At 64.3% G+C, this 25,884-nt stretch carries 28 protein-coding genes and 5 tRNA genes; 25 read left to right on the top strand and 8 right to left on the bottom strand.

The genetic code is table 11. From position 1 onward, the window contains the following. Positions 1-397: 397 nt before the first annotated feature. The 4 genes from ACVWWJ_RS18720 to ACVWWJ_RS18705 are packed head-to-tail and all read left to right on the top strand — an operon-like array spanning position 398 to position 4,782. On the top strand, positions 398-1,333 hold the full coding sequence (locus ACVWWJ_RS18720; protein WP_159892951.1) for an ABC transporter ATP-binding protein: 936 nt from the start codon (positions 398-400) through the stop codon (positions 1,331-1,333). Beyond that, positions 1,330-2,064 carry an ABC transporter permease subunit gene (locus ACVWWJ_RS18715; protein ID WP_159892953.1) on the top strand — a complete coding sequence of 245 codons (735 nt, stop codon included), beginning with the start codon at positions 1,330-1,332 and terminating at the stop codon, positions 2,062-2,064. Before ACVWWJ_RS18720 ends, ACVWWJ_RS18715 begins: the two co-directional genes overlap by 4 nt. Continuing rightward, the gene (locus ACVWWJ_RS18710) at positions 2,061-3,923 is read left to right on the top strand and encodes a GldG family protein (protein ID WP_456969032.1); all 1,863 of its coding nucleotides are present in this window, start codon (positions 2,061-2,063) and stop codon (positions 3,921-3,923) included. The genes ACVWWJ_RS18715 and ACVWWJ_RS18710 overlap by 4 nt, the downstream gene beginning before the upstream one ends. A 4-nt stretch (positions 3,924-3,927) precedes the next feature. Next, positions 3,928-4,782 (top strand): cytochrome c oxidase assembly protein, encoded by an 855-nt coding sequence (locus ACVWWJ_RS18705; protein ID WP_456969031.1) that lies wholly within the window; start codon positions 3,928-3,930, stop codon positions 4,780-4,782. Here the strand turns inward: ACVWWJ_RS18705 and ppk2 are convergent. The 3 genes from ppk2 to hemA form a co-directional block, all read right to left on the bottom strand. Next, a complete protein-coding gene (gene ppk2 / locus ACVWWJ_RS18700) occupies positions 4,776-5,552 on the bottom strand; it encodes a polyphosphate kinase 2 (RefSeq protein ID WP_456969030.1) in 777 nt (258 codons plus the stop codon). The genes ACVWWJ_RS18705 and ppk2 overlap by 7 nt on opposite strands. Positions 5,553-5,657: 105 nt before the next feature. Further along, on the bottom strand, positions 5,658-6,740 hold the full coding sequence (gene prfA, locus ACVWWJ_RS18695; RefSeq protein ID WP_456969029.1) for a peptide chain release factor 1: 1,083 nt from the start codon (positions 6,738-6,740) through the stop codon (positions 5,658-5,660). Positions 6,741-6,771: 31 nt separating this feature from the next. Beyond that, a complete protein-coding gene (gene hemA / locus ACVWWJ_RS18690; RefSeq protein ID WP_456969028.1) occupies positions 6,772-8,043 on the bottom strand; it encodes a glutamyl-tRNA reductase in 1,272 nt (423 codons plus the stop codon). A gap of 107 nt (positions 8,044-8,150) precedes the next feature. Here hemA and ACVWWJ_RS18685 point away from each other — a divergent pair, with 107 nt between their 5' ends. The 8 genes from ACVWWJ_RS18685 (at position 8,151) to ychF (ending at position 15,622) form a co-directional block, all read left to right on the top strand. Then, positions 8,151-9,896 (top strand): tetratricopeptide repeat protein, encoded by a 1,746-nt coding sequence (locus ACVWWJ_RS18685; RefSeq protein WP_456969027.1) that lies wholly within the window; start codon positions 8,151-8,153, stop codon positions 9,894-9,896. Between the two features lie 131 nt (positions 9,897-10,027). Further along, positions 10,028-10,615: a lipoprotein insertase outer membrane protein LolB gene (lolB, locus tag ACVWWJ_RS18680; protein ID WP_456969026.1), complete on the top strand. Its 588-nt coding sequence runs from the start codon at positions 10,028-10,030 to the stop codon at positions 10,613-10,615. Positions 10,616-10,658: 43 nt separating this feature from the next. Continuing rightward, entirely contained in the window at positions 10,659-12,047 is a 1,389-nt protein-coding gene (gene ispE / locus ACVWWJ_RS18675) for a 4-(cytidine 5'-diphospho)-2-C-methyl-D-erythritol kinase (protein ID WP_456969025.1), read from the top strand. Between the two features lie 39 nt (positions 12,048-12,086). Continuing rightward, positions 12,087-12,163: transfer RNA gene (locus ACVWWJ_RS18670), tRNA-Gln, on the top strand. A 71-nt stretch (positions 12,164-12,234) separates the two neighbouring features. After that, on the top strand, positions 12,235-13,173 hold the full coding sequence (locus tag ACVWWJ_RS18665; protein ID WP_159892999.1) for a ribose-phosphate diphosphokinase: 939 nt from the start codon (positions 12,235-12,237) through the stop codon (positions 13,171-13,173). An 83-nt stretch (positions 13,174-13,256) separates the two neighbouring features. Beyond that, positions 13,257-13,910: a 50S ribosomal protein L25/general stress protein Ctc gene (locus ACVWWJ_RS18660; protein ID WP_456969024.1), complete on the top strand. Its 654-nt coding sequence runs from the start codon at positions 13,257-13,259 to the stop codon at positions 13,908-13,910. A gap of 8 nt (positions 13,911-13,918) precedes the next feature. After that, a complete protein-coding gene (gene pth, locus ACVWWJ_RS18655) occupies positions 13,919-14,497 on the top strand; it encodes an aminoacyl-tRNA hydrolase (protein ID WP_159892969.1) in 579 nt (192 codons plus the stop codon). A 33-nt stretch (positions 14,498-14,530) separates the two neighbouring features. After that, positions 14,531-15,622, top strand: coding sequence for a redox-regulated ATPase YchF (gene ychF / locus ACVWWJ_RS18650; protein ID WP_456969023.1), 1,092 nt, complete (start codon positions 14,531-14,533; stop codon positions 15,620-15,622). A 264-nt stretch (positions 15,623-15,886) separates the two neighbouring features. Here the strand turns inward: ychF and ACVWWJ_RS18645 are convergent, their stop codons facing one another. Together ACVWWJ_RS18645 and ACVWWJ_RS18640 are read right to left on the bottom strand one after the other, a co-directional pair. Further along, positions 15,887-16,090 (bottom strand): hypothetical protein, encoded by a 204-nt coding sequence (locus tag ACVWWJ_RS18645; protein ID WP_456969022.1) that lies wholly within the window; start codon positions 16,088-16,090, stop codon positions 15,887-15,889. 118 nt (positions 16,091-16,208) lie between these two features. Next, complete coding sequence (locus ACVWWJ_RS18640) at positions 16,209-16,508, bottom strand: hypothetical protein (RefSeq protein WP_456969021.1); 300 nt, start codon at positions 16,506-16,508, stop codon at positions 16,209-16,211. Positions 16,509-16,612: 104 nt separating this feature from the next. On the opposite strand from ACVWWJ_RS18640, the gene ACVWWJ_RS18635 reads away from it, so the two are divergent. Beyond that, on the top strand, positions 16,613-17,080 hold the full coding sequence (locus tag ACVWWJ_RS18635; RefSeq protein ID WP_159892975.1) for a MarR family transcriptional regulator: 468 nt from the start codon (positions 16,613-16,615) through the stop codon (positions 17,078-17,080). A 17-nt stretch (positions 17,081-17,097) separates the two neighbouring features. Here the strand turns inward: ACVWWJ_RS18635 and ACVWWJ_RS18630 are convergent, their stop codons facing one another. From ACVWWJ_RS18630 to ACVWWJ_RS18620, 3 genes are read right to left on the bottom strand one after another with little or no spacing between them, the layout of a single operon-like run. After that, positions 17,098-17,472 carry an STAS domain-containing protein gene (locus ACVWWJ_RS18630; RefSeq protein ID WP_159892977.1) on the bottom strand — a complete coding sequence of 125 codons (375 nt, stop codon included), beginning with the start codon at positions 17,470-17,472 and terminating at the stop codon, positions 17,098-17,100. Then, on the bottom strand, positions 17,469-17,894 hold the full coding sequence (locus ACVWWJ_RS18625) for an ATP-binding protein (protein ID WP_200851710.1): 426 nt from the start codon (positions 17,892-17,894) through the stop codon (positions 17,469-17,471). Before ACVWWJ_RS18625 ends, ACVWWJ_RS18630 begins: the two co-directional genes overlap by 4 nt. Further along, positions 17,875-19,788 (bottom strand): SpoIIE family protein phosphatase, encoded by a 1,914-nt coding sequence (locus ACVWWJ_RS18620; protein WP_200851711.1) that lies wholly within the window; start codon positions 19,786-19,788, stop codon positions 17,875-17,877. The genes ACVWWJ_RS18625 and ACVWWJ_RS18620 overlap by 20 nt, the downstream gene beginning before the upstream one ends. 101 nt (positions 19,789-19,889) lie before the next feature. Between ACVWWJ_RS18620 and ACVWWJ_RS18615 the strand changes: the two genes are divergently transcribed. From ACVWWJ_RS18615 to rplL, 12 genes are all read left to right on the top strand, one after another. Further along, complete coding sequence (locus ACVWWJ_RS18615; RefSeq protein WP_159892979.1) at positions 19,890-20,375, top strand: acyl-CoA thioesterase; 486 nt, start codon at positions 19,890-19,892, stop codon at positions 20,373-20,375. 166 nt (positions 20,376-20,541) lie between these two features. After that, positions 20,542-20,627, top strand: a tRNA-Tyr gene (locus tag ACVWWJ_RS18610). 17 nt (positions 20,628-20,644) lie between these two features. After that, positions 20,645-20,718, top strand: a tRNA-Gly gene (locus tag ACVWWJ_RS18605). 27 nt (positions 20,719-20,745) lie between these two features. Beyond that, positions 20,746-20,821 (top strand) — tRNA-Thr (locus tag ACVWWJ_RS18600). A 63-nt stretch (positions 20,822-20,884) separates the two neighbouring features. Beyond that, the gene (gene tuf, locus ACVWWJ_RS18595) at positions 20,885-22,075 is read left to right on the top strand and encodes an elongation factor Tu (RefSeq protein ID WP_107912700.1); all 1,191 of its coding nucleotides are present in this window, start codon (positions 20,885-20,887) and stop codon (positions 22,073-22,075) included. A 51-nt stretch (positions 22,076-22,126) separates the two neighbouring features. Then, positions 22,127-22,202: transfer RNA gene (locus ACVWWJ_RS18590), tRNA-Trp, on the top strand. 13 nt (positions 22,203-22,215) lie between these two features. Next, complete coding sequence (gene secE, locus ACVWWJ_RS18585) at positions 22,216-22,611, top strand: preprotein translocase subunit SecE (RefSeq protein WP_159892981.1); 396 nt, start codon at positions 22,216-22,218, stop codon at positions 22,609-22,611. Between the two features lie 8 nt (positions 22,612-22,619). Next, positions 22,620-23,180 (top strand): transcription termination/antitermination protein NusG, encoded by a 561-nt coding sequence (gene nusG / locus ACVWWJ_RS18580; RefSeq protein WP_159892983.1) that lies wholly within the window; start codon positions 22,620-22,622, stop codon positions 23,178-23,180. Positions 23,181-23,381: 201 nt separating this feature from the next. Next, positions 23,382-23,810 (top strand): 50S ribosomal protein L11, encoded by a 429-nt coding sequence (gene rplK / locus ACVWWJ_RS18575; RefSeq protein WP_159892985.1) that lies wholly within the window; start codon positions 23,382-23,384, stop codon positions 23,808-23,810. A gap of 3 nt (positions 23,811-23,813) precedes the next feature. After that, the gene (rplA, locus tag ACVWWJ_RS18570) at positions 23,814-24,521 is read left to right on the top strand and encodes a 50S ribosomal protein L1 (RefSeq protein ID WP_107912705.1); all 708 of its coding nucleotides are present in this window, start codon (positions 23,814-23,816) and stop codon (positions 24,519-24,521) included. Positions 24,522-24,865: 344 nt separating this feature from the next. Continuing rightward, positions 24,866-25,378, top strand: a complete 513-nt coding sequence (gene rplJ / locus ACVWWJ_RS18565) for a 50S ribosomal protein L10 (RefSeq protein ID WP_456969020.1) — start codon at positions 24,866-24,868, stop codon at positions 25,376-25,378. A 64-nt stretch (positions 25,379-25,442) separates the two neighbouring features. Next, entirely contained in the window at positions 25,443-25,811 is a 369-nt protein-coding gene (gene rplL / locus ACVWWJ_RS18560; RefSeq protein ID WP_046969517.1) for a 50S ribosomal protein L7/L12, read from the top strand. The last annotated feature ends 73 nt before the right edge of the window (positions 25,812-25,884 follow it).

Genomic DNA, 25,884 nt, shown 5'->3' with positions numbered 1-25,884 from the left:
TACCAAGGCCTTTCAGGCCAGAGCTGTTGCCAGCAGCCATACGCGCTACCGCTGCGGCCGCTTTCGCAGCGGCTAGCGGTACGAGGCGGTTGAACCACTCGCGATAATGATTACGCCCATCTGCTGCTATGTATTCTTGGACTAGCACCATCAGCCATTCCTTTGCTGGGCCAGAATGGTACCACAAGTGGTACCATTCTGGCGATTTATCGGCGAACCCTCAGCCTGTCGGGTTCGCGGATGATGGATTGCGATCATGAGGCGAGCGGTTGAAGCGCCAGCACGAAGCGGAGCAATGCGTCGTTCGCAATATCAGCATTGAGGCGTTCGCCGATGAATCGGCTCCTACGTGGAAGGTGCGAGCTATCCGCTGGGCCGCTCGGTACACTGCGAAGCAATGATCGAGACCGACCGACTCACCCGCTGTTATGGGCCGCTGACCGCGGTGGACGCACTGACCCTGCGGGCCGAGCCGGGGCAGGTGCTCGGGTTGTTGGGTCCCAATGGCGCGGGCAAGTCCACCGCCATGCGGATGATCGCCGGCTTCCTTGCTCCCACCTCGGGTACCGCGCGAGTCTGTGGCCATGACGTACGCAAGGAGCCGCTCGCCGCGAAGCGCGCTTTGGGCTATCTGCCCGAGGGTGCGCCCAGCTATGGCGAGATGACGATCCGCGAGTTCCTCGTCTTCATGGTTCGCGTGCGTGGCCTGGAGCGGGACATCGCCTTTCGCCGCTTCGACGAAGTGGTGATGCGGCTCGAGTTGGAAGACGTGCTCGAGCAGACCATCGGCACGCTGTCGAAGGGCCTGCGCCGCCGCGTCGGCCTGGCCCAGGCGATCCTGCACGATCCGCCGGTGCTCATGCTCGACGAGCCGACCGATGGCCTCGACCCGAACCAGAAGCACTCGGTACGCATGCTGATCGACGCCATGGCGCGTGAGCGCACCATCCTTATTTCCACGCACCTGCTCGAAGAAGTGCATGCGCTGTGCAACCGCGTCGCGATCATCGCGAATGGCCGGTTGCTGGCCGATGCGACGCCTGCGGAACTGGAGGCGCGCTCGCGCTACCACGGTGCGGTGTCCTTCAGCGCGCCGGGCAGTGGCGTGTCCCGCGAGATGCTGGCGCGTATTCCCAACGTGGCATCGGTCGAGGTCGATCCCCTCGATGGCCGCGTCACCGTGTTTCCGAGGAGTGGCCAGCCGATCCTCGAAGAGGTACAGGCCTTGCTGCGGACACAGAACCTCGAAGTCTCGGAGATCCAGCTGGAGCAGGGTCGTCTGGACGAAGTGTTTCGCCAGATCACCACCCAGCCACGCGGAGCCCAGGCATGAGCGGCGTGACGGCGATCATGCGCCGCGAGCTGTGGAGCTACTTCGTCACACCTGTGGCTTACGTGTTCATGGTGATCTTCCTGGTCATGGCCGGGGTGCTGACGTTCTACACGGGCGACTTCTACGATCGCGGCCTCGCCGATCTCCAGCCCTTCTTCGACATGCATCCCTGGCTCTACCTCGTGCTGGTGCCCGCGGTGACGATGTCGATGTGGGCCGAGGAACGGTCCTCCGGCACGCTGGAGTTGCTGTTTTCGCTACCTGTATCGATTTCGCAGGCCGTGCTCGGCAAGTTCCTCGCCGCCTGGGCTTTCATCGGGATCTGCCTGTTCCTGACCTTCCCGATCTGGCTCACCGTGAATTATCTCGGCGACCCCGACAACGGCGTGATCCTGGCCGGCTACGTCGGTAGCTGGCTGATGGCCGGCGCCTTCATCGCCATCGGCACCTGCATGTCCACGGCGACGCGCAGCCAGATCATCGCGTTCATCCTCACGGCGGCGGTGTGTTTCCTGTTGTTGCTTGCGGGCCAGCCTCAGGTGCTCGATTTCTTCCAGGATGCCGTGCCACCACGCGTCATCGGTGCGCTCGGCCAGCTGAGCATCGCCCGGCATGCCAATGCCATCGCACGTGGCGTGCTCGATCTTCGTGACCTGGTGTACTTTTTCGCCACCATCGTGGCGTGGCTCGCGGCCAGCGTCGTGGTCCTCGACCTGAAGAGGACGCGATGACGATGTCGCGCCGCCTGCGTCTGTCGCGCCCCTTCCTGCTGCGCCTCTCGCTGCTGGGTATCGCGATCCTTTTCCTGATCACGGTCGCCTTCAGCTCGCTGTCGCTGCGTACGGCTCGCGTCGATCTGACGTCCGATCGCATCTACACGCTGACGCCCGGTACCCTGGACATCGTCGACGACCTGCACAAGCCGCTTACGCTCACGCTGTATTTCTCCGACCACGCCACGCGCGATCTCGCGCAGCTGCGCAGCTACGAGCAGCGCGTCCACGAGATGCTGCGCGAGATCGCCGTGCGCGCGCATGGACGTATCCGCCTGCGGGTGATCGATCCGGTGCCGTATTCGGACGACGAGGACGCCGCGGAAAGCTATGGCCTGACGCCGGCCAGCGGCGGCAGCAACGGCGAGCGCGTGTTCTTCGGCCTCGTCGGCAGCAGCGGTCCCGGTGATACCGCGCCGCAGGCGATTCCCTTCTTCGATCCGGCGCGCGAGGCCTTTGTCGAATACGACATTGCCAAGCTGCTCTACGAACTAGGTATGCCGAAGAAGCCCCGTCTTGGCGTGATGAGCTCGCTTCCCGTCGAAGGCAACCTGGTCATCGGTGAGGCGCCGTGGACGCTGATGCATCAACTCGACCAGCTCGCCGATGTCACCGCGATCGATCCGGACAGCGTGACCCACATCGATCCTTCGATCGGGGTGCTGCTCCTGATTCATCCCAAGCATCTTTCGGACGACGCCCAATACGCGATCGACCAGTTCGTCATGCGCGGGGGGCATCTGGTTGTTTTCGTCGACCCAGACGCGGAGATGGACACCGCGCCGCTCATCGATTCGCACGGCACCGTGGACGATCACGACTCGAACCTGCCAAGGCTGTTCAAGAGCTGGGGCGTGATTTTCGATCCGACGCGCGTGGTGCTCGACCGCTCGCAGGCGCTTACCATCGAACTCAACGGCAACAGCATCGGCCACCCGGCGATGCTCGGCCTGGGTACGCAGGACCTCAATCACGATGACGTGGTCACGGCGAGCCTGCAGCGGATCAACTTCTCGACGACCGGCTTCTTCGAACTTGCGCAGGATACGAAGGCCCGGCTGATCCCGCTGGTGCAGACCTCGGACGAGGCGACGATCGTGCCGGCCCAGCGTGTACGCGACTCGGTGAGTGATCCGACCAGCCTGCTCGACAATTACGAACCGACCCACGAGCGCTACCTCCTGGCGGCGCGCCTGCGCGACACCTTCCACACCGCCTTCCCGGAGCGTCGTGAGAAGGGACATCTGGCGGTGGCCGGTGGCCCGGGCGAGATCGTCCTGGTCGCCGACACGGACCTGCTCTCGGATCGCCTCTGGATCGACGTGCAGCCGCTCCTGGGACAGCAGCAACTCACACCGTTCGCGAACAACGGCGACTTCGTTGCCAACCTCGTCGACAACCTGGGTGGTTCGACCGCCTTGCTGTCGATCCGCGGGCGCGTGAATTCCCAGCGGCCATTCACCCGGGTGAAGGCCTTGCAAGCTGCAGCGGATCGCAAGTTCCTGGTCAAGAAGCGCGAGCTCGAGAACGAACTCTATGAAACGCAGCGGCGGCTTGCCGAACTGCAGCCGGCCAAGGGTGCGGCGGGGCCGGCCACGGCCACCGCCGAGCAACGCCGCGAAGTGGAGCAGTACCTGCAACGCAAGCTTGCCATCGGCAAGGAGTTGCGCGACGTGCAGCACCAGCTCAACGCCGAGATCGACGCACTGGGCCTGCGCCTGAAGTTCATCAACATCGTGCTGGTGCCGGGGCTGGTTGCCTTGCTCGGCCTCATCTACGGCTGGCGACGCACGCGTCGCGCCCGTCGGGTCGTCTGAGCCGATGGGCGCCGGGTTGATGAAGTGGATCGTACCCTGGGAATTTTCCTGGGTGTTCCTGATCGTTTTCCTCGCCACGGCCGCCACGTACGTGGCCGGGTCGCGTCGCCTGCGGGTGTCTCCGCTCCGGCAGGCGGCATTCTGGGCCGGCATGGCGATCGTCTACGTCGCCCTGCACACCTATTTCGACTACTACGCCGAGCATGAGTTCTTCATGCATCGCATCCAGCAGGTGCTGTTGCATCACCTCGCGCCGCTGCTGATCATCGCGGCGTATCCGGGCACCGTGCTTCGTGCGGGCCTGCCGTTCTGGCTGCGTATCCGCTTGCGACATGCCGGCCGATCGCTGGCGTGGCGAGTGGTTGCCGCGTGCCTGTTCAACCCCGCCTTTGTCACGGCGTTCTTCGTCGCCCTGATCCTGGTCTGGCTGATTCCCGACATGCAGACCATGGCGATGCTGGACTGGCGGATCTACCGCGCCATGAACTGGTCGATGGTGCTTTCGGGGCTGGCCTACTGGTGGATCGTCCTCGATCACCGGCCAAAGCCGCCGGGACGCATGTCGCCGGGCATCCGCGTGTTGTCGCCGGCGATCACCATGACGCCGCAGATTGTCGCCGGCGCCATCGTCACGTTCTCGAAGACCGACCTGTATCCGATCTTCGAGATCTGCGGCCGTGCCTTCACCCTCAACGTGCTCACCGGCCAGCTGATCGGTGGCGTCATCATGTGGGTGCCCGCGGCGATGATCGAATCCGCAGGCGGCCTGCTGGCCTTGCGCCAGTGGTTGAGGTTGTCACGTAACGGGCGCCTGCCCAAACGCAAGACGCCCGTGCGACGTGCCGTCGTGCGTCAGTAGACCTTCGGTACCTTCTCCGCCTTGGCGGTGACCTTGTCCTTCTTCGGCTTGCCCTTCAAGGGTGGCAGGTCGAATTCCTTGTCCGGCGTGAGCTTGTCGGGCACCTGGTCGAGGAGATGACGGATCAGGTTGAGGCGGCCCTCTTTCTGGTCGTTGAAATCGGCGACGAACCAGGGGGCGTCCGCGGTGTGCGTGTGCTGGATCATGGCGTCACGCAGGTCGCCCATCTCGACGTATTTCTCGCGTGCCTTGAGGTCCACCGGGGAGAGCTTCCAGCGCTTGAGCGGGTCCGCTGCGCGTTCGGCGAAGCGCTCTTCCTGCGGTTCCTGGTCGACCGACAGCCAGTACTTCAACAGGATGATGCCGTCGTCCGTGAGCAGTTTCTCGAACGTGGGGCAGGCCTTCATGAAGGCGTCGTACTGCTCTTCCGTGCAGAAGCCCATGGCGGGCTCGACCACCGCGCGGTTGTACCAGCTGCGGTCGAAGATCGCGAGTTCACCGGCAGCGGGGAGCTGGGCGACGTAGCGCTGGAAGTACCACTGGCTTTCCTCGGTATGCGAGGGCTTGCCCAGCGCGACCACGCGCGCGGCGCGGGTGTCGAGTTTGTCGGTAATGGCCTTGATGGTGCCACCCTTGCCGGCGGCGTCGCGCCCTTCGAGGATCACCAGCATGCGTTTGCCTGTGGATCGCAGCCAGCGCGTGAGGCCTACCAGTTCGATCTGCAGTGCCTCGAGGTCGTGCTCGTAGGCTTTCTTCTTTTTCTTGCCCATCGGTTCGGTCCGTTCCACGGGGAGGTGACCGGCATTGTGCGGCAGGTAATGTAAGTTTGGTGCGAGCGATGCTCTGTGTGGGAGCCGCTTCAGCGGCGATGCCCTTCAGCTGGCCCCGATCAGATTCTGCAATTCATCCGCCTGATGCTCGCGCGTCAGCGTATCGATCAGCTCGTCCAGATCGCCCTGCATCGTTTCAAGAAGGCGATACAGCGTGAGGTTGATCCGGTGATCGGTGATCCGCCCCTGCGGGTAGCTATATGTGCGAATGCGCTGGCTTCGATCGCCCGAGCCCACCTGCAACCGGCGTGACTCGGCCTCGGCGGCGCTCTGTTTGCTGCGCTCCGCGTCGAGCAGGCGCGCCTTGAGGAGGCTCATCGCACGGGCGCGATTCTTGTGCTGGCTGCGCTCATCCTGGCATTCGACCACGGTGCCGGTAGGCAGGTGGGTGATGCGGATGGCCGAGTCGGTCTTGTTCACGTGCTGGCCGCCCGCGCCGGACGCACGGAAGGTGTCGACCTTGAGGTCGCCGTCGCGAATTTCGATCTCGCCGACCTCGTCCTGCTCGGGAAGAATGGCGACGGTGGCCGCCGAGGTATGGATGCGACCCTGCGATTCGGTTTCCGGCACGCGCTGAACGCGATGGGTGCCGGATTCGAACTTCAGCTTCGAGTACGCGCCGCGTCCTTCGACGCGGGCGACCACTTCCTTGTAACCGCCATGCTCGCCTTCGTTGGCATGCAGGATTTCCACGTTCCAGCGCTGGCGTTCCGCATAGCGCGCATACATGCGGAACAGGTCGCCGGCGAAGATCGCGGCTTCGTCGCCGCCGGTACCGGCACGCACCTCGAGGAACAGGTTGCCCTCGTCGCGCGGGTCCCTGGGCAGCAACAACACCTGCAGGTCGGCGTCGAGGTCGCGCAAGCGGCCCTCGATCCGGGCGATATCGTCGGCCGCCATCTCGCGCATCTCGGCGTCGTCGAGCATGGCTCTGGACTCGGCCAGTTCGCGTTCCGCCGTGTCGTGTTCCTTCAGCGAAAGGGTGACTGGTTCCAGTTGCGCATATTCGCGCGACAGGTCGCGGAATCGCTGGCCATCGGCAAGCACGTCCGGCTGCGCGAGCAGCAGGCCGATTTCTTCGTGGCGTTCGGCCAGGGCTTCGAGTTTGCGACGGATCGAGGGTGTCATTCTGGGCACGGGGTGTGGCAGGAGCCGCACATCATGCGGAAACGTCGTCGTCCGGGTCCAGTCCGTAGAGTCGACCGGCCGCGTGGAGCAGGTCGAGATCACCGGAAAGCGCCGCGTCGCGCAGGCGCGCGCTGGGCGCGTGGAGCAGTTTGTTGGTCAGGGTGTTGGCCAGGAAGGCCAGCGCTTCGTCGGGTGTACGTCCCCTGGCCAGCATGGCCTGGGCCTTGGCCAGCACCTCGTCGCGCTGGGCCTCGGCGGCGACGCGCATGTCCACGGCGGGGTTACGCAGGCTCAGGGCCCGCCGCCAGGCCATGTAGCGGTCGACCTGGAGGTCGATGATGGCGTCGGCCTCGCGGGCGGCCATCTCTCGCGACCGTCGGTTTTCGTCGATGACCTGCTTCAGGTCGTCGATGCCGTAGAGATAGACGTCGTCCAGATGTGCCACTTCCGGCTCGATGTCACGTGGCACGGCGATGTCGACCATGAACATGGGCCGGCGGCGGCGGGCGGCGATGGCGTCGGCCACCATCTGCTTCGTGACAACCGGCAGGCGCGAGGCCGTGGAGGTGATCACGATGTCCGCTTCGGCGAGGTGCCGCGGCAGGTCGGCCAGGGCAATGGCGTAGCCGCTATAGCGGCCCGCCAGCTCCTGGGCGTTCTCCAGCGTGCGGTTGGCCACGATCAGCCGGCGCACCTTCTTGTCGGAAAGGTGCCTGGCGGCCAGTTCGATGGTCTCGCCGGCGCCGATCAGCAGCACGCAGGCCTGGCGCAGGTCGGTGAACACCTGTTCGGCCAGGCGCACGGCGGTGTAAGCCACGGAAACCGTATGCGCGCCGATGCGGGTGTCGGTACGGACCCGCTTGGCCACGGCGAACGTGTGCTGCAGCAGGCGCTCCATCGGCGCGCGCAGGCTCTGCGCCGAGCGGGCCTGCTGATAAGCGTCCTTCACCTGGCCGAGGATCTGTGGCTCACCCAGCACCAAGGAGTCCAGCCCGGTGGCGACGCGGAACATGTGGCGCACGGCTTCGTGTTCGTCGTGCCGGTAAAGGAACTCGTCGAGGCGTTGCGGGGTCAATCGATGCTGACGCGAAAGCCACTGGCCCGGTACGCCCTCGAAACCCTCGGTGACACTGCAGTAGAGCTCGGTGCGGTTGCAGGTGGAGAGGATCATCGCCTCTTCCACGCCCGGTTGCCGGACAAGGTCGTCCAGCGCCTGCGGAGCCACCGCGGCATCGAATGCCACCTGCTCGCGCAGGCTGACCGGCGCGGTAAGGTGATTAAGCCCGAGGGCGATGAGTGGCATGACGGGCGTGAGTCGGCTTCGGTGGCGTCGGCTAAGCTAAGGGCGCATTGTGCGCTCACAAGGCGCGTCGCTCTTGCAGCGCCCTATCGATTATGACGGAGTCTAGTGTGCTGAGCGGTCGGTCCAAGTTCAAGCAAGTGCGGCATTTTGTGGTCCTGGCCAGCCTCGTGGCCGCCGCGACCGGTTGTGCCATGGCGCCGCACGAGCACGAGGCGCCCAGGGCAACCCGGACCGGCGTCCAGCCGCTCGATCGGCTCCAGGTGGCCATCCTGCCCCCCGAGCGCGATCTCCAGGCCCAGCTCATGGCAGGTGACTTTGCGTTGGCCAGCAACGATCTCAAGGCCGCCGCCGAGGCCTACGGCAACGCCGCGCAGCTCAGTGACGACCCTCGCGTCGCCGGCCGGGCGACCGAGCTTGCTTTGGCCGTGCACGACCAGGCGGCCGCCAGCAAAGCGATCGACCGCTGGGCCGCCCTCCACGGCAAGCCGCTCGACCTCGCCGAGGGCAGGGCGCGCGTGGCGCTGGACCGTGGCGATACCGTGGAAGCGGAGCGCCAGCTCAATGCCATGATCGCCACCGGCGATCCGGACGCCTGGCGCGAGATCGGGCGAACCCTGATGAGCGCGCGCGACGCTGCCCAGGCGGGTGTCCTGCTGGAGCGGGTAGGCACGGCGCAGCGACTGCCGAACGATTCAAGTGCCTGGCTGGCCATGAGCGAACTGGGCGAGAACCTGGGGCGGCACGACTACGCGAAGGCGATCGGCGACGGGGCCATGGCCCGCTTCCATGACGGCACCACGTACGCCTGGGCCGCGCAGCAGAAATTCCGCGCCGGCGACAAGGAAGGCGCAAAGAAGCTGTTCGCCAAGGCCGTCGCCAAGGATCCAAAGAACATCCGGCTGCGACTGGCCTATGCCAGCGTGCTGGCGCAGGGTGGCGACGAGAAGGCGGCCGCGAGACTGCTATCCGCCGGCCCGCAGGACAGTGACACCTACACGATGCGCATGACCCTCGCCGCGCGCGCCAACGACAAAGTTGCCGTGGGCAGGCTCTACGACGAGATTCGCCATCGGTCCGACGACGTGCAGACCGACAACGCCTTCACCCTGGGGCAGCTGGCCGAGCTGCTCGGCAAGCAGGAAGACGCGCTGGACTGGTATGCGGCGGTCGGTGACGACGACCCCCACATCTACGACGCCTCGGTTCGCAGTGCCGTCGTGCTCCATCTGCAAGGTAAGGAAGACGATGCGCACGAGATCGTCGCCGAACTGCAGACGACCTATGCGGATCGTCCCGAACAGTTATTGAAGGCCTTCGCGCTCGACGGCGAGCTATACATGGATGCCCGCCAGTTCGATGCCGCCGCGGCTTCGTACGGCAAGGCGCTGCGCGTCAAGCCGGACGACACCGACATGCTTTACGGCCGTGGTCTGGCCTATGCGGAAGCCGGCAAGATCGACCAGTCCGTCGCCGACTTCCGCAAGGTGCTCGAACTCAAGCCAGGGGATATCGAGGCGAGCAATGCCCTCGGTTACACGCTGGCCGACAACGGCCGCGATCTCGGTGAGGCGCAAAACCTGATCGAGGCCGCCCGCAGCGCGCGTCCGGATGATCCCTCCGTGGCCGATTCCTGGGGCTGGCTGAAATTCCGCCAGGGCCAGCTCGATCAGGCGGAAAGCACCCTGCGCAGCGCGTGGCTCAAGCGCAAGGATGCCGACATCGGCGTCCATCTCGCCGAGGTGCTGTGGAACCGTGGCGAACACGACGAAGCCCGCAAGGTGCTCAATGAGGTACGCCGTATCGACCCCAGGAACGTCTCGCTGGAGCGGACCGAGCGGAAGCTGAAGCCTTGAAGCGAAATAAGGAAATGTGGGAGCGAGATAAGGCAATGTGGGAGCCGCTTCAGCGGCGAAAAGCCAACGGAGCGATGAAGCCGTGCACCCATTCGCGGATGAATCGGCCCCCACACAGGGCGCTCCTTTTCATGCTGGCCACGCTGTTGCTGGCTGCCTGCGCAACGACGAGGCCTCCCGTGCATCTGCAGGGCGACGCCGCCACGCTCGGCCTGCAGGAGCAGCGAGAGCGCAGCCTTGCGGACACGGATCACTGGACCCTCGAGGGGAAACTCTCGGTCAGCGATGGCAAGGACAACAATTCCGGCACGCTCACCTGGCGCCAGGACGGTGATCGGTACGAGTTCACCGTGCGCGGCCCGATCACGGGTCGTACGTTCCGGCTCACTGGCGGGCCGGGCGGGGCCGATCTGGAAGGTCTTGACGGCGGCCCGCGGCATGGCGCCGATGCGGAATCGCTCATGGCCAGTACGGTCGGCTGGAATATCCCCCTGGCAGAGCTGAAGCGCTGGGCCCTCGGCCTGCGTGCCGATACCGGCCCTGCGGATATCGCGTTCGGCGCCGATCGCCTGCCTTCGCGCCTGGTCCAGGACGGCTGGACCGTCGACTACAAGCAATGGGACGCAACGCGGCAGCCTGCCATGCCGACGCGTGTCTTCGCCGAGAAAGCGCCGTACAAGGTCAGGCTATCGGTCGAGAACTGGTCTTTCGGTCGGTAAGGCAACGCTATACTCCGCCCCTGTCGAAACACCCCGGTCCCTGATGAACTTCCAGATCTCCCGCGCTCTCGCGGACGACGCCGAGCGCCTTTGCGCCATCGAGCGGGCGGCTGTCGAACTGTTTCGCGGGCATGTGGCCTGGCGCGCCTACTCGTCCATGGCCTTGCCGCTGGACGTCGTGCGTGCGCTCATCGTCCGGGGGCTGGTGTGGGTCGCTACCGTCGACGAGGTTGTCGTGGGCTTTGTCTGTCTCGACACCGAAGGCCTGCCGGGTTCGATCGGCGTAGGGGAAATTGACGTCCTTCCGGCCTTCGGTGGCAAGGGCATCGGCGCGGCCTTGCTCGAACATGCCTGCCAGTGGGCACGCGAGGCGGGGTATCGCCGTATCGATCTCGGCACGCTGGCCGACGTGCCCTGGAACGCCCCGTTCTACGCGAAGCATGGGTTCGTCATCGTCGACAAGCATGCGCCGGCCTTTGCCCGGGCCCTCGAGCGCGACCGTGAGAACGGCTTCCCCGACCATCTGCGGGTTTTCATGAGCCGCGAGCTGGCGCCGCTGGAAGAGGGTGACTGGACCGTCTGGCCGGCGCCGGCCAAGCTCAACCTGTTCCTCCGCATCGTGGGTCGCCGCGACGATGGGTACCACGAGCTGCAGACGGTGTTCCGTCTTCTGGACTGGGGTGACGAAGTGCGCCTGCGCATTCGCGGCGACGGCGTCATCACCCGCCCGAATCCGATCCGCGGCGTGCCCGAGGATGCGGACCTGACGATTCGCGCCGCCCGTCTCCTCGCGGCTGAGACCCGGACCGAACTGGGGGCCGATGTCGATGTCGCCAAGCGGATTCCCATGGGCGGGGGGCTGGGCGGCGGAAGCTCGGACGCCGCGTCGGTGCTGGTCGGCCTGAATCTTCTTTGGGGCGTCGGGCTGGACGAGGATGCCCTTGCCGCCCTCGGGCTGAAGCTTGGCGCCGATGTCCCGGTTTTTGTCCGTGGCCGCTCTGCCTGGGCCGAGGGGGTCGGCGAGCAGCTGACTCCCATGCAGCTGCCCAGGCGCTGGTACGTGGTCGTCGATCCCCGCGAGAACGTCCCGACGGCCGCCCTTTTCAAGGCCGTCGAATTGACACGAAATGCCCCGCGGGCGACAATTTCATCCTTTGTTTCCGGGGATTCCGCGGAGAACGCCTTCGAGCCCGTGGTTCGGGCGCGTCACCCGCAGGTCGCGGCTGCACTGGACTGGCTGGGTGGCTTCGGTCATGCGCGCCTGTCCGGCAGCGGCGGTTGCATTTTTCTGGAAACACGAACCCACGAGGCGGCCCTTGCGGTCGCCTCGCGTTGTCCCGCGGGCTTCAGGGCCCACGTGGCAGCGGGAATCGACCCTTCGCCGCTGCACGTCGTGCGGCGCCGGATCGAAGCTTCGGGGATCAGGTCGTAAGGACGGGTAGGGCCGCGGGCTGCGGCAGAATGAATTTGTTGGGGCGTCGCCAAGCTGGTTAAGGCACGGGATTTTGATTCCCGCATACGCAGGTTCGAATCCTGCCGCCCCAGCCACCGTTCGCGGTGGCAGAGCCGATCCACCCCCCTCTCACGCCAGGAGTTCCTACGTGGATACGTCCACCCCGATGCTGTTCAGTGGTAATGCGCACCGTGCGCTCGCCGAAGATGTCGCTGCCCGTCTCGGTATTCCGCTTGGCAAGGCGCTCGTCGGCCGGTTCAGCGATGGCGAGGCTCAGATCGAGATCGAGGAAAACGTTCGCAAGCAGGAGGTGTTCGTCATTCAGCCGACGGGCGCCCCCAGCGCTGAGAATCTGTTCGACCTGCTGGTGTTGATCGACGCGCTCAAGCGCGCATCGGCTGGCAGTGTGACTGCGGTCATGCCGTACTTCGGCTACGCCCGCCAGGATCGTCGCCCGCGCTCGGCGCGCGTGCCGATCACGGCGAAGCTGGCTGCCAAGATGATCGCGACGGCCGGTGCCGACCGCGTCCTGACGATCGACCTGCACGCCGACCAGATCCAGGGCTTTTTCGATATTCCGGTCGACAACGTGTACGCCTCGCCGGTGCTCCTGGCCGACATCTGGCGTCACCACAGCATGGATGACCTGATCGTGGTCAGCCCCGACGTTGGCGGCGTGGTACGCGCCCGCGCGCTGGCCAAGCGCCTCGACGACGCGGATCTGGCGATCATCGACAAGCGCCGTCCGAAGGCGAACGTGGCTACGGTCATGAACATCATCGGCGACGTGGAAGGCAAGACCTGCGTGCTGGTGGACGACATCGTCGACACCGCCGGTACGCTATGCGCCGCCTCGGCGGCACTGAAGGAAAAGGGCGCCCGCAAGGTCGTCGCCTACTGCGTCCATCCGGTGCTTTCGGGTGCGGCGATCCAGAACATCGAAGGCTCCCAGCTCGACCAGCTGGTGGTCACCAATACGCTGCCGTTGCGCGACAACGCCCGCGACTGTGCGAAAATCCGCCAGTTGTCGGTGGCGGAACTGCTCGCGGAGACGATCCGCCGCATCGCCTTTGGCGAATCGGTGAGCTCGCTCTACATCGACTGACGTATCGTTTTTCGGGCTCCCCTGGTCGCGGAGGAGCCCTTTATCAGTCGCCGGAAGGCGGCTTTCAACACTGAGGCAACACCATGTCAACGAATCACACGCTCACGGCTACCAGCCGCCAGGTCGAGGGGAAGGGTGCGAGCCGCCGCCTCCGCCTGTCTGGCTACGTACCGGCTGTCATCTATGGCGGCAACGAAGCACCGCAGCCCGTCCAGGTCCTGCACAACGACGTCCTGCTCGGCTCGCGTTTCGAGTCGTTCTACTCTTCGGTCATCGATCTCACGGTCGACGGCAAGAAGCAGAAGGTCCTGATCAAGGACTGGCAGAAGCACCCGTTCAGGCAGCTCATGCTGCACATGGACTTCCTGCGCGTTAACGAGAACGAAGTCCTGAAGGTCGCCGTGCCGGTGCACTTCCTGAACCAGGAAAAGTCGCCCGCTGGCAAGACCGCCGGCCTGGTCATTTCGCACAACCTGACGGAAGTCACCGTCTCGTGCCTGCCGAAGGACCTCCCGGAGTTCATCGAACTCGACCTCGCCAAGCTCGCCGCCGGCGACATCGTCCACCTGTCCGACCTCAAGCTGCCGGCCGGTGTGGAAATCCCGGAGCTGGGTCTCGGCAAGGAACACGACGTCGCCGTCGTGACCGTCGCTTCGGTCCAGGAAGAAGTCGATCCGGAACCGGCTGCAGGCGCTGACGTGCCGGCAACCGAAGAAAAGCCGGCCGACAAGAAATAATCTGGCACTTGGCAACACTACGTCTCATCGTCGGCCTCGGTAACCCCGGGGCCGAATACGTCAGGACCCGGCACAACGCCGGGTTCTGGTGTGTCGACGCCCTGGCGATGGAACAGGGAGAGCGTTGGACCTTCGACGGCAAGCTGCATGGGGAAACCTGCAAGCTGCGCCTCGGTGGCGAGACCGTCTGGCTGCTCAAGCCCGCGACGTTCATGAACAAGTCTGGCATCGCCGTCGCATCGGCGCTGCGCTATTACAAGATCGCGCCGGAAGAGTGCCTCGTCGCCCACGACGAGCTCGACCTTCCGCCCGGTACCGTCCGCATGAAGTTCGATGGCGGCCACGGCGGCCAGAACGGATTGCGCGACATCGTGGCCCATCTCGGCCACGGCAAGTTCCACCGCCTGCGGATCGGCATCGGTCATCCGGGGCACAAGGACAAGGTCACCCCGTGGGTGCTCGGCCGCCCCAATGCGGCTGACGAGGACGCCATCATGCACGGCATCGGGCGCGCGTTCGACGTGCTGCCGCTGGCGCTGGATGGCAAGTTCGAAGAGGCGATGAAACGCCTGCACACGGTCGCCTGACCGCACCAATCACTTCTACCGGACCATAACGCCATGGGCATCAAATGCGGCATCGTCGGCTTGCCTAACGTCGGCAAGTCCACCCTGTTCAACGCGCTGACGAAGGCGGGCATCGCCGCGGCGAATTTCCCGTTCTGCACCATCGAGCCCAACACCGGTATCGTTCCCGTGCCGGACCTTCGCCTGACCCAGCTCGCCGACATCGTGAAGCCGCAGCGCGTGATTCCGACCACCATGGAATTCGTCGACATCGCGGGCCTCGTGGCTGGCGCGTCGAAGGGTGAAGGCCTCGGTAACAAATTCCTCGCCCACATTCGCGAGACCGACGCCATCGCGCACGTCGTCCGTTGCTTCGAAGACGGCAACGTCATCCATGTGGCGAACAAGGTCGACCCGATCGCTGACATCGAAACCATCGACACGGAGCTGGCCCTGGCCGATCTCGAAGCCGTGCTGAAGGCGCTGGATCGCGCCACGCGCGCCGCCAAGGCCAATGACAAGGATGCGATGGCGAAGAAGCCCGTTCTTGAGAAGCTGCGTGTCGCGCTCGACCAGGGCAAGTCGGCGCGCTCCGCTGGTCTCGACGCCGAAGAGAAAGCGCTTATACGTGACATGTTCCTGATCACGATGAAGCCGCTGATGTACATCGCCAACGTTGCGGAAGACGGCTTCGAGAACAACCCGCACCTGGACGCCGTTCGCGCGCACGCCGCGCAGGAGGGTGCCGAGGTAGTGCCGATCAGCGCGGCCATCGAGGAAGAGCTTTCGCAGCTCGAAGACACCGACCGCGACGAATTCCTCAAGGATCTCGGCCTGGACGAGCCGGGTCTCAACCGCCTCATTCGTGCCGGATATCGTCTCCTCGGCCTGCAGACCTACTTCACTGCCGGTGAGAAGGAAGTTCGTGCGTGGCAGGTCCGCGCCGGTTCGACGGCTCCGCAGGCTGCGGCCGTGATCCACACCGACTTCGAGCGCGGCTTCATTCGCGCCGAAACGGTGGCCTTCGACGACTTCATCAAGTTCAAGGGCGAGCAGGGTGCCAAGGAAGCCGGGCGTCTGCGCCTGGAAGGTAAGGAATACCTGGTGAAGGAAGGCGACGTGCTGCACTTCCGGTTCAACGTCTGATTGCTGGCGTCATTGCTGGAACAAAAAAGCCACGGCTCGCGCCGTGGCTTTTTTATTAGCAAGATTCGATGTCTTCAATCCTGACCAGCACCCACAGGTAACCTGGAGGTGCATCCCGTCTGGCAGCCTTCGGTTTTCGTGTGGCTGCGTCGAAAAAACGCGCCGGCGGAGGGGGCATGGGGCGCGAGGGCGGCGGCGTGGTGTTGGAGTAGCGCTCATAGAAGCGTGGATCTTCCCAGAACCTCTTCTTGCCTGAATCTGGCATCACTTTTTCTCCTTCGGTGCGGGGAATTCAACAAGCACCACGTCCACTACATTTATCATCAGGGCCTCATGCGTGGAAGCCGTTTCATCGCTGTCGCGAGACGTTCGGATGGCGTCAGTGACGAAAAAATGGCCCTTTTCAGCACCTGCAGGCCACATCGACGGCCAGCCATGAACTTCCGTTTCGTCCTTCAGGTGAAGCACGATGTTCTGCGAATTTTCCGAGAAAACGCTGAACCATTCGCCCGGATGGGAGGTCCTGTGCGCGAAGCGGCAGGCATGCGCTGAATAGTGAGTGCGCGACGAAGGCGAACGACTCTCGCTACCTCCGCGCTCCGAGCATGATCTTCGCCAGCCATTTCCACGCGACGAGCGCGCTCGCCACTCCGAGTGACCACCCAAGGCCGAGGCTATCGAGGAACGCACCGTGCACGAGCGCACGAGCGGCCGGTCCAGTACCCATGTCGACCGAGGCGTGGCAGGCCATGAGGCCCTGCACGATCAGGAAGCCGAGGAGAAAGAGCAGCGGGTAGGGGATCACCCGAACGACATCGCCTATGACCCCGATGACGTCGGCGACCCAGGTCGATGTGATGAAATCCCAGAGGGTGCCCAGAATCACGCGTCGCTCCCGTTCCACGGTAAGCCGATCATACGGCTTCTCGCCACGCAGGCAGCACAATTCAATCGCTTGCAATTCAATATCCGCGACCCTACATTCCGGTCATGAGCAAGAACTCACTCCCGGCAGGCATCGAAGCACCCCGCACCCTCGACGGGCAGCTGTGCTTCGCGCTGTATTCGGCCAACCTGGCGATGGGCAAGCTCTACCGCCAACTGCTGGCGGACCTCGACCTGACCTATCCGCAGTACCTAGTCATGCTGGTGCTCTGGGAGGGTGATGGCATCACGGTGTCCGAACTCGGCGAGCGCCTGTTCCTCGACTCCGCCACGCTTACGCCCCTGCTCAAGCGGCTGCAGGCGGCGGGTCTGGTCCAGCGTACCCGTGGCACCCGCGACGAGCGCCAGGTCATCGTTACGCTCACGGACGAGGGCAGGGTGCTCCGCGAGAGGGCCGGCCAGGTACCCGTGGATGTCTTCTGCGCAACGGGTTGCGAGATCGACGAGGTCGTCGGTCTCAAAAGTCAGCTGGAAAAGCTGCGCGCCGGCCTGATCGACACGAACAACAGCTGAGCGAATCCGCCCGGCGATCAGCCGGTGATCTGCCGCTGCATGTGGTCAAGGTACTGATCCAGTTCCGCCACGCTGGCGAACACTTCGGCCACCGGTACCGCCTTCACGATCTCAAAGACCTTCTTCACCTGCGGCTGCGGGTTGAGCAGCAGCGTGCGGCTGTCCCGGTCATGCATGTGCTTGCGCAACTGCGCGAGGCTGCGCAGGCCGGCACTGCTGATGTAGTCGAGGCCGGAGAGGTCGATGACCAGCGTGCCGCCGTTGTCGACCAGGGGCGTGATGTCGCGCAGGGCGTCGTCGAGGTCGCCAAAGGTCGCCGCATCGAGTCGCCCCTCGAGCCAGACGGTGGTACGGGCAGGGGTGGGGCTTTCGCTGCGAACGATCAGGGTCATGGGGAAGGCTCGTCGGACAGGGATGGATCAAAGCGGATAACGACACGATTGCCGTGTGTATCGCGTGCATATTCAAAGTCGCTGGCGATGCTGCGCGCGAGGTGCAGGCCAAGGCCGCCGATTTCCCGGTCGGCGAGATCGCCAGGCAGGTCGGGCGGTTCGTGCAGGAGTGGATCAAAAGCCTCGGCGTCGTCGCGCAACTCGAGGCGTACGGTGTCGGCGCGAATCTCGAGATGAATGTCGATGGTGCCTTCGCGCCCGTCGGGATAGCCGTGACGAACGGTGTTCACCAGCAGCTCCTCGAGGACGAGGCGTACGTCGGCGCGACACGCATGGTCGATCGCCGCGCCGTTGAGCGTGAGCTCGGCGCGGTCCAGGGCGAGGAACACGTCCTCGAGGCGATTAGGAATGCACAGCCGCATTGAAGCGGGCTCCCTCGGCACTCGTGTCGTGCCAGGTCAGGGCGAGCAGGGCGATGTCGTCATACGCTGGCGCACCTTCGACATAGGCATCGACGTCGTCGAGCACGCGATCGACGAAGGCTTCCGGCGTGGCGCCTTCCTCGATTCGGGAAACGCTTTCGAGTAGCGCATGCGTGCCGTAAAGCTTCTGGTTTCCCGCATGCGCCTCGCTGACGCCGTCGGTATACATGAGCACCGTGTCACCCCCAAGCAGCGTGAGTACGCGTACAGGGTAGCGCGCTTCGCGGTCGAGGCCGAGCGCGGGGCCCGTCTCCACATCCACCATGATGGCGTTACCTCCCGCATGCAGCACCGGCGGCTCGTGCCCGGCGCTGGCCAGCGCGAGGAGCCCGGTCTCGGTCTCGACGACGCCGCATAGCAGGGTGACGAACATGCAGGTGTCGTTGCCCTTGCATAGCTCGCGGTTGAGTGCCCCGAGGATGTCGCTGGGCGAACGTGCGTGGGTAGCGATCGTGCGTGCCAGCGTGATCGTGCGCGCCATGAAGAGCGCGGCAGGAATGCCTTTGTCGGAGACGTCGCCGACCATGACACAGACGTGTTTCGCACCCAGGGCGAAGTACGTGTAGAGATCCCCGCCGACGGCGCTGGCCGGACGCAGGGCGGCATGCACTTCAAGCCGGCCATCGTCGGCCAGCCAGTGCGCTTCGGGAATCAGGGCGAGCTGGATCTGCCGCGCGATCTCCAGCTCGCTGGCCATGCGCTCCTGCTCGCGCGCGGTGCGCTTGGCGGTATCGATATGGCCGGCGAGCTGGTGACGCATCTGATCGAAGGCACGGGTGAGCCGGCCGACTTCGTCATTGCGGCGAACCACGGGCAGGGCGAAGTCGAGATCGCCGCGGGATACATTCTCCGCGCGTTCGGCGAGCACGCCCAGCGGCGCCATCAGGCGACGGGTCACGATGAGGGTGATCAACGAGACGCCGGCGAGCGCGAGTACGCCCAGGAGGATGTCCACCATGTACGTATGGCGCAGGTCGGCCAGTACCTGGCGCTCCGGCATGTTCAGGCCGAAGATCCAACGGGTGCCCTTGATGGGCACGAAATAGATCCAGACCGGCTCGCTCACGCGCCCCCCATCTTCGGGGGTGAGGCGGAACGGGTTGCGGTTCGCGGCCACAGCGGCGAGCAGGGGGCGGCTGCCGCGTGTTCCGATATACGACACCCAGTCGTGGGCCAGGAACTCGCCGTTGGCGTCGAGCACGAAAGCGGAGGCGTGTTCGGGCTTGGTCAGTTCACCGAGCAGCTTCTGCAGCCAGTCGAGACTGATGGTGGTATCCGCCACGCCGATCACCGGCACGGTCTTGCCGGGGATGGCCATCGAATAGCCGACCAGGGTCTCGTTGCGCTCGGCAGACCGGAAGGGCGCCTGCCAGCAGCCGCTATCGCAGTTCAGCCCACGAATGAACCAGGGCGAGCTCCAGTACGGTTCCGGATCGCTCAGCCGGGTGCCCATGACGATGCCACCGTCCGCTTTCCGGCGTGCCACCGGGGCATCGTCGTCGCGCAGTGCCGAATGGTCGCGCGGCACGAAGGCGGCGCTGATGTCGCCGATGTCGGGGTTGGCCGCGAGGATGTCGTGGATGATCGCCGGCGCTTCCTCGCGCCGTGTACTGAGCAGGCTGGCCAGGACCTGATCGACCTTGGCCACGCCGTCGATACGGGCCTGGATGCGATTGGCGGCGGACGAGGCGATGGCCGCGGCCTCGCGTTCGGTCTGCGCGAGCGTCTGCTCGCGGGTATGCGTCAGCAGCAGGCCGCCCGTGACGATCAGGACGATCGCCGACCCCAGCAGGACGGCCAGGGCGAGTCGGGAGGCGACGCTGCGAAGGACCATCGGAGGTTCCAGGGGTGCGTAAAGTCGAATCTATGCCGGCCGGAGCGGCCGGACAAGCCGTCGGGAGGCCATAATGCGACTTTTCAGAGCAAGGTAATTGCATGCCCGGCACGCAGCGTGAGGTCGAATTCCGTTTCCTGGCCCAGCCGACCGACGTGAATTTCGGCGGGAAGGTCCATGGCGGCATGGCGATGAAGTGGCTCGACCAGGCCGGGTACGCCTGTGCCGTGGGCTGGAGCGGCGCGTATTGCGTCACGGCGTCGGTCAGTGGCATCCAGTTCCTCGCGCCCATCCTGATCGGCGACCTGGTCACCGTCCGTGCCCGCCTGATCCACACGGGAACCTCGAGCATGCACCTGTCGGTGGACGTCCTGGCCCGCGACCTGCGCAGCGGCGAGCAGCGCCTGGCCACCAGCTGCGTCATGGTCTTCGTGGCGCTCGACAAGCCGGACGGCGGCAAGCCGACGCCCGTGCCGCCGTGGAAGCCGGTGGAGGCGAAAGACCTGCGCCTGCAGGAGTACGCCCTGAAGCTGATGGAGATGTCACGAGCCATGGAGCCGCTGGTCCTGGCAACCCGCGAGGCGTAAAAACGCTTCCCTTCACAAGGGCACCTCGTTACACTTCGCGGCCCACCCGTCGACGGCCCGTATCGATGGGGTGTCCGGGCATCCGGAACCCGTCATTGCACGCTGATTCGCCTGCAGAAGTTATTGACAGTTTCCGGGGCGCTCGCGACAATAGGCGTTCTATGTTGGAGGAATACCCAAGCGGCCAACGGGGGCAGACTGTAAATCTGCTGGCTTACGCCTTCGGTGGTTCGAATCCACCTTCCTCCACCAGACGAGTTCCGCGCAGTGCGGGAGTAGTTCAATGGTAGAACTTCAGCCTTCCAAGCTGATTGTGCGGGTTCGATTCCCGTCTCCCGCTCCATTGTAACTTCGCGCGCTGCGTAATCGTGCTCATGTAGCTCAGTCGGTAGAGCACTTCCTTGGTAAGGAAGAGGTCGCTGGTTCGATTCCAGTCATGAGCACCATCTTCGTCGTCCGCGGCGGTTCCTTTTTTACTATCTCATTGGCTCCAGCGGAGTTTAGCGCTCATGGCAAAGGGTAAGTTCGAACGTAAGAAGCCGCACGTCAACGTCGGCACCATCGGTCATGTCGATCACGGCAAGACCACGCTGACGGCTGCGCTGACCAAGATCGGCGCCGAGCGTTTCGGCGGCGAATTCAAGGACTACGGTTCGATCGACGCTGCGCCGGAAGAGAAGGCACGCGGCATCACGATCTCGACGGCCCACGTCGAATATGAATCGCCGATGCGCCACTACGGCCACGTCGATTGCCCGGGACATGCTGACTACGTCAAGAACATGATCACCGGTGCGGCGCAGATGGACGGCGCGATCCTGGTGTGCTCGGCTGCTGACGGCCCGATGCCGCAGACGCGTGAGCACATCCTGCTGTCGCGTCAGGTCGGCGTGCCGTACATCGTCGTGTTCCTGAACAAGGCCGACATGGTCGACGACGCCGAGCTGCTCGAGCTGGTCGAGATGGAAGTCCGCGAACTGCTGTCGAAGTACGAGTTCCCGGGCGACGACACCCCGATCATCCACGGTTCGGCCCGTCTTGCTCTTGACGGCGACCAGTCGGAAATCGGCGTCCCGTCGATCGTCAAGCTGGTCGACGCACTCGACAGCTGGATCCCGGAGCCGGTGCGCGTGATCGACAAGCCGTTCCTGCTGCCGGTGGAAGACGTGTTCTCCATCTCCGGTCGCGGCACCGTGCTGACCGGTCGCGTCGAGCGCGGTATCGTCAAGGTGGGTGATGCGGCCGAAGTGGTTGGCCTGAAGGACACCCAGCAGACGACCGTGACGGGCGTGGAAATGTTCCGCAAGCTGCTCGACCAGGGTCAGGCCGGTGACAACGTCGGCGTGCTGGTCCGCGGCCTGAAGCGCGAAGACGTCGAGCGCGGCCAGGTGCTGGCTGCTCCGAAGTCGGTCACGCCGCACACCGAGTTCGAGGGTGAGGTGTACATCCTGTCGAAGGACGAGGGTGGCCGTCACACGCCGTTCTTCAGCAACTATCGCCCGCAGTTCTACTTCCGTACCACGGACGTGACCGGTTCGATCAAGCTGCCGGAAGGCGTCGAGATGGTGATGCCGGGCGACAACGTGAAGATCAATGTCACGCTGGGCTTCCCGATCGCCATGGACGAAGGCCTGCGTTTCGCGATCCGTGAAGGCGGTCGTACCGTCGGCGCCGGCGTCGTGGCAAAGATCAACAAGTAATACAAGTAACGCCAGCCCCGCCAGGGCTGGCGTTTCCACTGTTTCATCTGTACGCCAGTAGCTCAATTGGCAGAGCAGCGGTCTCCAAAACCGCAGGTTGGGGGTTCGAGTCCCTCCTGGCGTGCCATTCTTGAGCGCGCATGAACACGAAGGCAGAACAAGCCAAGGGTATGGGCCCGGCCGACATCGGCAAGCTAGCGCTTGCTTTCATCGTGCTCATCGCCGGCATCGTCGGTTTTTACTATTTCAGCGATAACCCGAACGTGCCGTCTTTCGCGCGCGTCATCGGTGTTATTGCCGCTGTCGCCGCCGCCATGGCGATCGGCGCTTTCACGGTCCCTGGCCGTAAGCTGCGCGGCTTTGTCGCTGAGTCGCAGTTCGAGTTGCGCAAGGTCGTCTGGCCGTCGCGCGACGAAACGCTGAAGACCACCGGTATCATCATCGTGGTCGTCATCATTCTCTCGCTGCTAATGGGGCTGATCGACTGGTTGTTGAAGACGGTCGTGCTCGATTGGCTGCTTAAGCTCGGACATTGAGGTAAGGCATGAGCAAACGCTGGTACGTGGTTCACGCCTATTCGGGGTTCGAACAGCAGGTCCGCAAGGCCCTCAACGAGCGCGTGTTGCGCGAGGGCATGGAAGAGAAGTTCGGTGAGATCCTGGTTCCGACCGAGGAAGTCATCGAAATGCGCGGCGGCCAGAAGCGTCGCAGCGAGCGCAAGTTCTTCCCCGGTTACGTCCTCGTGCAGATCGAAACCGATACCAACGGCAAGACGCCGCGTATCGACGACGAATGCTGGCATCTGGTCAAGGAAACCCCCAAGGTCATGGGGTTCATCGGCGGCACCGCCGACCGTCCGCACCCGATCAAGGACACCGAGGCCGAGGCCATCCTCAGCCGGGTCCGCGAAGGTGTCGAGAAGCCTCGCCCGAAGGTCCTCTTCGAGCCAGGCGAGATGGTCCGTGTCACAGAAGGCCCGTTCAACGACTTCAATGGTGTCGTTGAGGAAGTGAATTACGAAAAGAGCCGCCTGCGTGTCGCGGTGCTCATTTTCGGTCGTTCTACCCCGGTCGAGCTCGAATTCGGCCAGGTGGAGAAGGCCTAAGCGCCTCCTGGTCGGTCGTTCCGACCCTTCCGGCACGGGGTTTGCATAACCCATTCCGGACGCCTATAATGCCCGGTCCACGCTGGAGCTTTATGCTCCGGCGTGTCCGTGTTTCAGGGGTTCGCATAAGCGGACCCATCACCACCAGGGAAGGTCTACAGCGAGGAGCCGCAAGGCGCCAGCACTCGCGAGGAAAGTTAAATGGCAAAGAAAGTCATTGGTTACATCAAGTTGCAGGTCAAGGCAGGTCAGGCTAACCCCTCGCCGCCCGTCGGTCCGGCGCTCGGTCAGCGCGGCCTGAACATCATGGAGTTCTGCAAGGCGTTCAATGCCGCCACGCAGAAGCTCGAGCCGGGTCTCCCGATCCCGGTCGTGATCACGGCCTATTCGGATCGTACCTTCACCTTCATCACGAAGACCCCGCCGGCCTCGATCCTCCTGAAGAAGATCACGGGCGTGGCCAAGGGCTCGCCGAAGCCGAACACCGACAAGGTGGGCAAGGTCACCCGCGCCCAGCTCGAGGAAATCGCGAAGCAGAAGGAGCCGGATCTCACGGCTGCTGATCTGGAAGCCGCCGTGCGTACGATCGCCGGCAGCGCGCGTTCCATGGGCCTGGTAGTGGAGGGTTAAGAAATGGCAAAGCTCACGAAGCGTATGAAGGCCGCTACGGCCGCCGTCCAGCCCGGCAAGACCTACGGTCTTGAAGAAGCGCTGAAGATCGTCAAGGACAACGCCAAGGCGAAGTTCGCCGAGTCGGTCGATGTCTCCGTCCGTCTGGGTATCGATGCGAAGAAGTCGGACCAGGGTGTGCGCGGCTCCTCGCTGCTGCCCCACGGCACCGGCAAGACCGTCCGCGTCGCCGTGTTCGTGCCGCCGGGTGAGAAGGCTGACGCCGCTCTCGCCGCCGGTGCCGACGCTGTCGGTATGGACGACCTCGCCGAGAAGATGGCTGCTGGCGACCTGAACTACGGTCGCGTCATTGCTACGCCGGACGCGATGCGCGTCGTCGGTAAGCTCGGTCAGGTCCTCGGTCCCCGTGGCCTGATGCCGAACCCGAAGGACGGCTCGGTCACCGCCGACGTCGCCACGGCCGTCAAGAACGCCAAGGCTGGCCAGGTCAAGTTCCGCAACGATAAGGGCGGCATCATCCACGCCACCATCGGCAAGGCCAGCTTCGACGCTGCCCAGCTCGCGGACAACCTCAACACGCTGGTCGCCGACCTGCTGAAGGCCAAGCCGGCCGCAGCCAAGGGTCAGTACATCCAGCGCGTTGCGATCTCCAGCACCATGGGCGTGGGCGTGCCGGTCGATACCTCGACCGTGAACACCTCGGCCAAGTAATTCGTTTTACGGCCTCCGCCGGGTCTCCCGGCGGAGGAACGTTTTTGAAGGCAGCCCCGGTCGAAAGTCCGGTGCAGCCGTCAAAGACCGTAGGCGCGATCAGCGCGCGACGGCGACGAGCAGGGAGCTCGTGTTGGCATGGAAACGCCGTCGTCGTTAGCGGGATCGCTTAATCGGATGCCTCCACGGGTCTGGCCTGCGTAGATGGTGCTGCCCCTTCTGGTATTCGTTTCGAATCTGGAAAGGCCACCACCCGGGACACCTCGTGTCCCCGACGTCAGGACGATGTCGCCCAGGACCGCAAGCGGCAGGAGCCGTGAGCGGAGTTCATTTGGAGGAGTGCAATGGCTCTCAATCTGTCCCAGAAGCAAGAAGTAGTCGCCGAGCTGGCAGAAGTCGCTGCGAAGGCTCACTCCTTGGTCGCCGCCGAGTACGCAGGCACCACGGTCTCTCAGATGACCGCGATGCGTAAGAAGGCTCGTGAGTCCGGTGTTTTCTTGAAGGTTGTCAAGAACACGCTGGCCGCACGCGCCGTAGCCGGCACCGAATTCGAGGTCGTCCAGGACGCCCTCGTCGGTCCGCTGCTGTATGCGTTCTCGCTCGAAGAACCCGGTGCTGCCGGGCGCGTGATCAAGGAATTCGCAAAGACCAACGACAAGCTGATCGCGAAGGTCGTGTCCGTGGAAGGCAAGCTGCTTCCCGCCGCCCACGTTGATGTGCTTGCCTCGCTGCCGACCCGTCAGGAAGCGCTCGCCATGCTGGCTCGCGTCCTTATCGAGCCGATCGCGATGTTTGCCCGCGCCGCCAAGGCCGTGGCCGACCAGCAGGGTGGCAGCGACGTCGTCGCCGCCGAATAAGCCCCGGTCGAAGCCTGATCCCGTCGACTTTCCATACCGAAACCATTTCAGAAGGTAAGAAACAATGTCCACCCTGACCACCGAACAGATCGTCGAAGCCATCAAGGCCAAGTCCCTGATGGAAATCATGGAACTGGTTAAGTCCATCGAAGAGACCTTTGGCGTCTCGGCTGCCGCTCCGGTTGCCGCTGCTGCCGGTCCGGCCGCTGCTGCTGTCGAAGAGCAGACCGAATTCGACGTGATCCTGATCTCCGCCGGCGACAAGAAGGTCGACGTGATCAAGGCCGTTCGCGCCATCACCGGCCTCGGCCTGAAGGAAGCCAAGGACCTCACCGAGGCCGGCGGCGTCGTGAAGGAAGCTGCTTCGAAGGATGACGCTGCCAAGTTCAAGAAGGACCTGGAAGCTGCAGGCGCCAAGGTCGAACTCAAGTAATCGGCGCCTTGCGCGCCAGTAGTTCGATACGCGTCAAGTGAGCCTGGGGGCGTAAGCCCCCGGGCTTTGGCCG

This window comes from Luteibacter sp. HA06, from assembly GCF_054061215.1.
The sequence above is the reverse complement of the archived record's forward strand: the minus strand, read 5'-3'. Positions and strand labels throughout refer to the sequence as shown.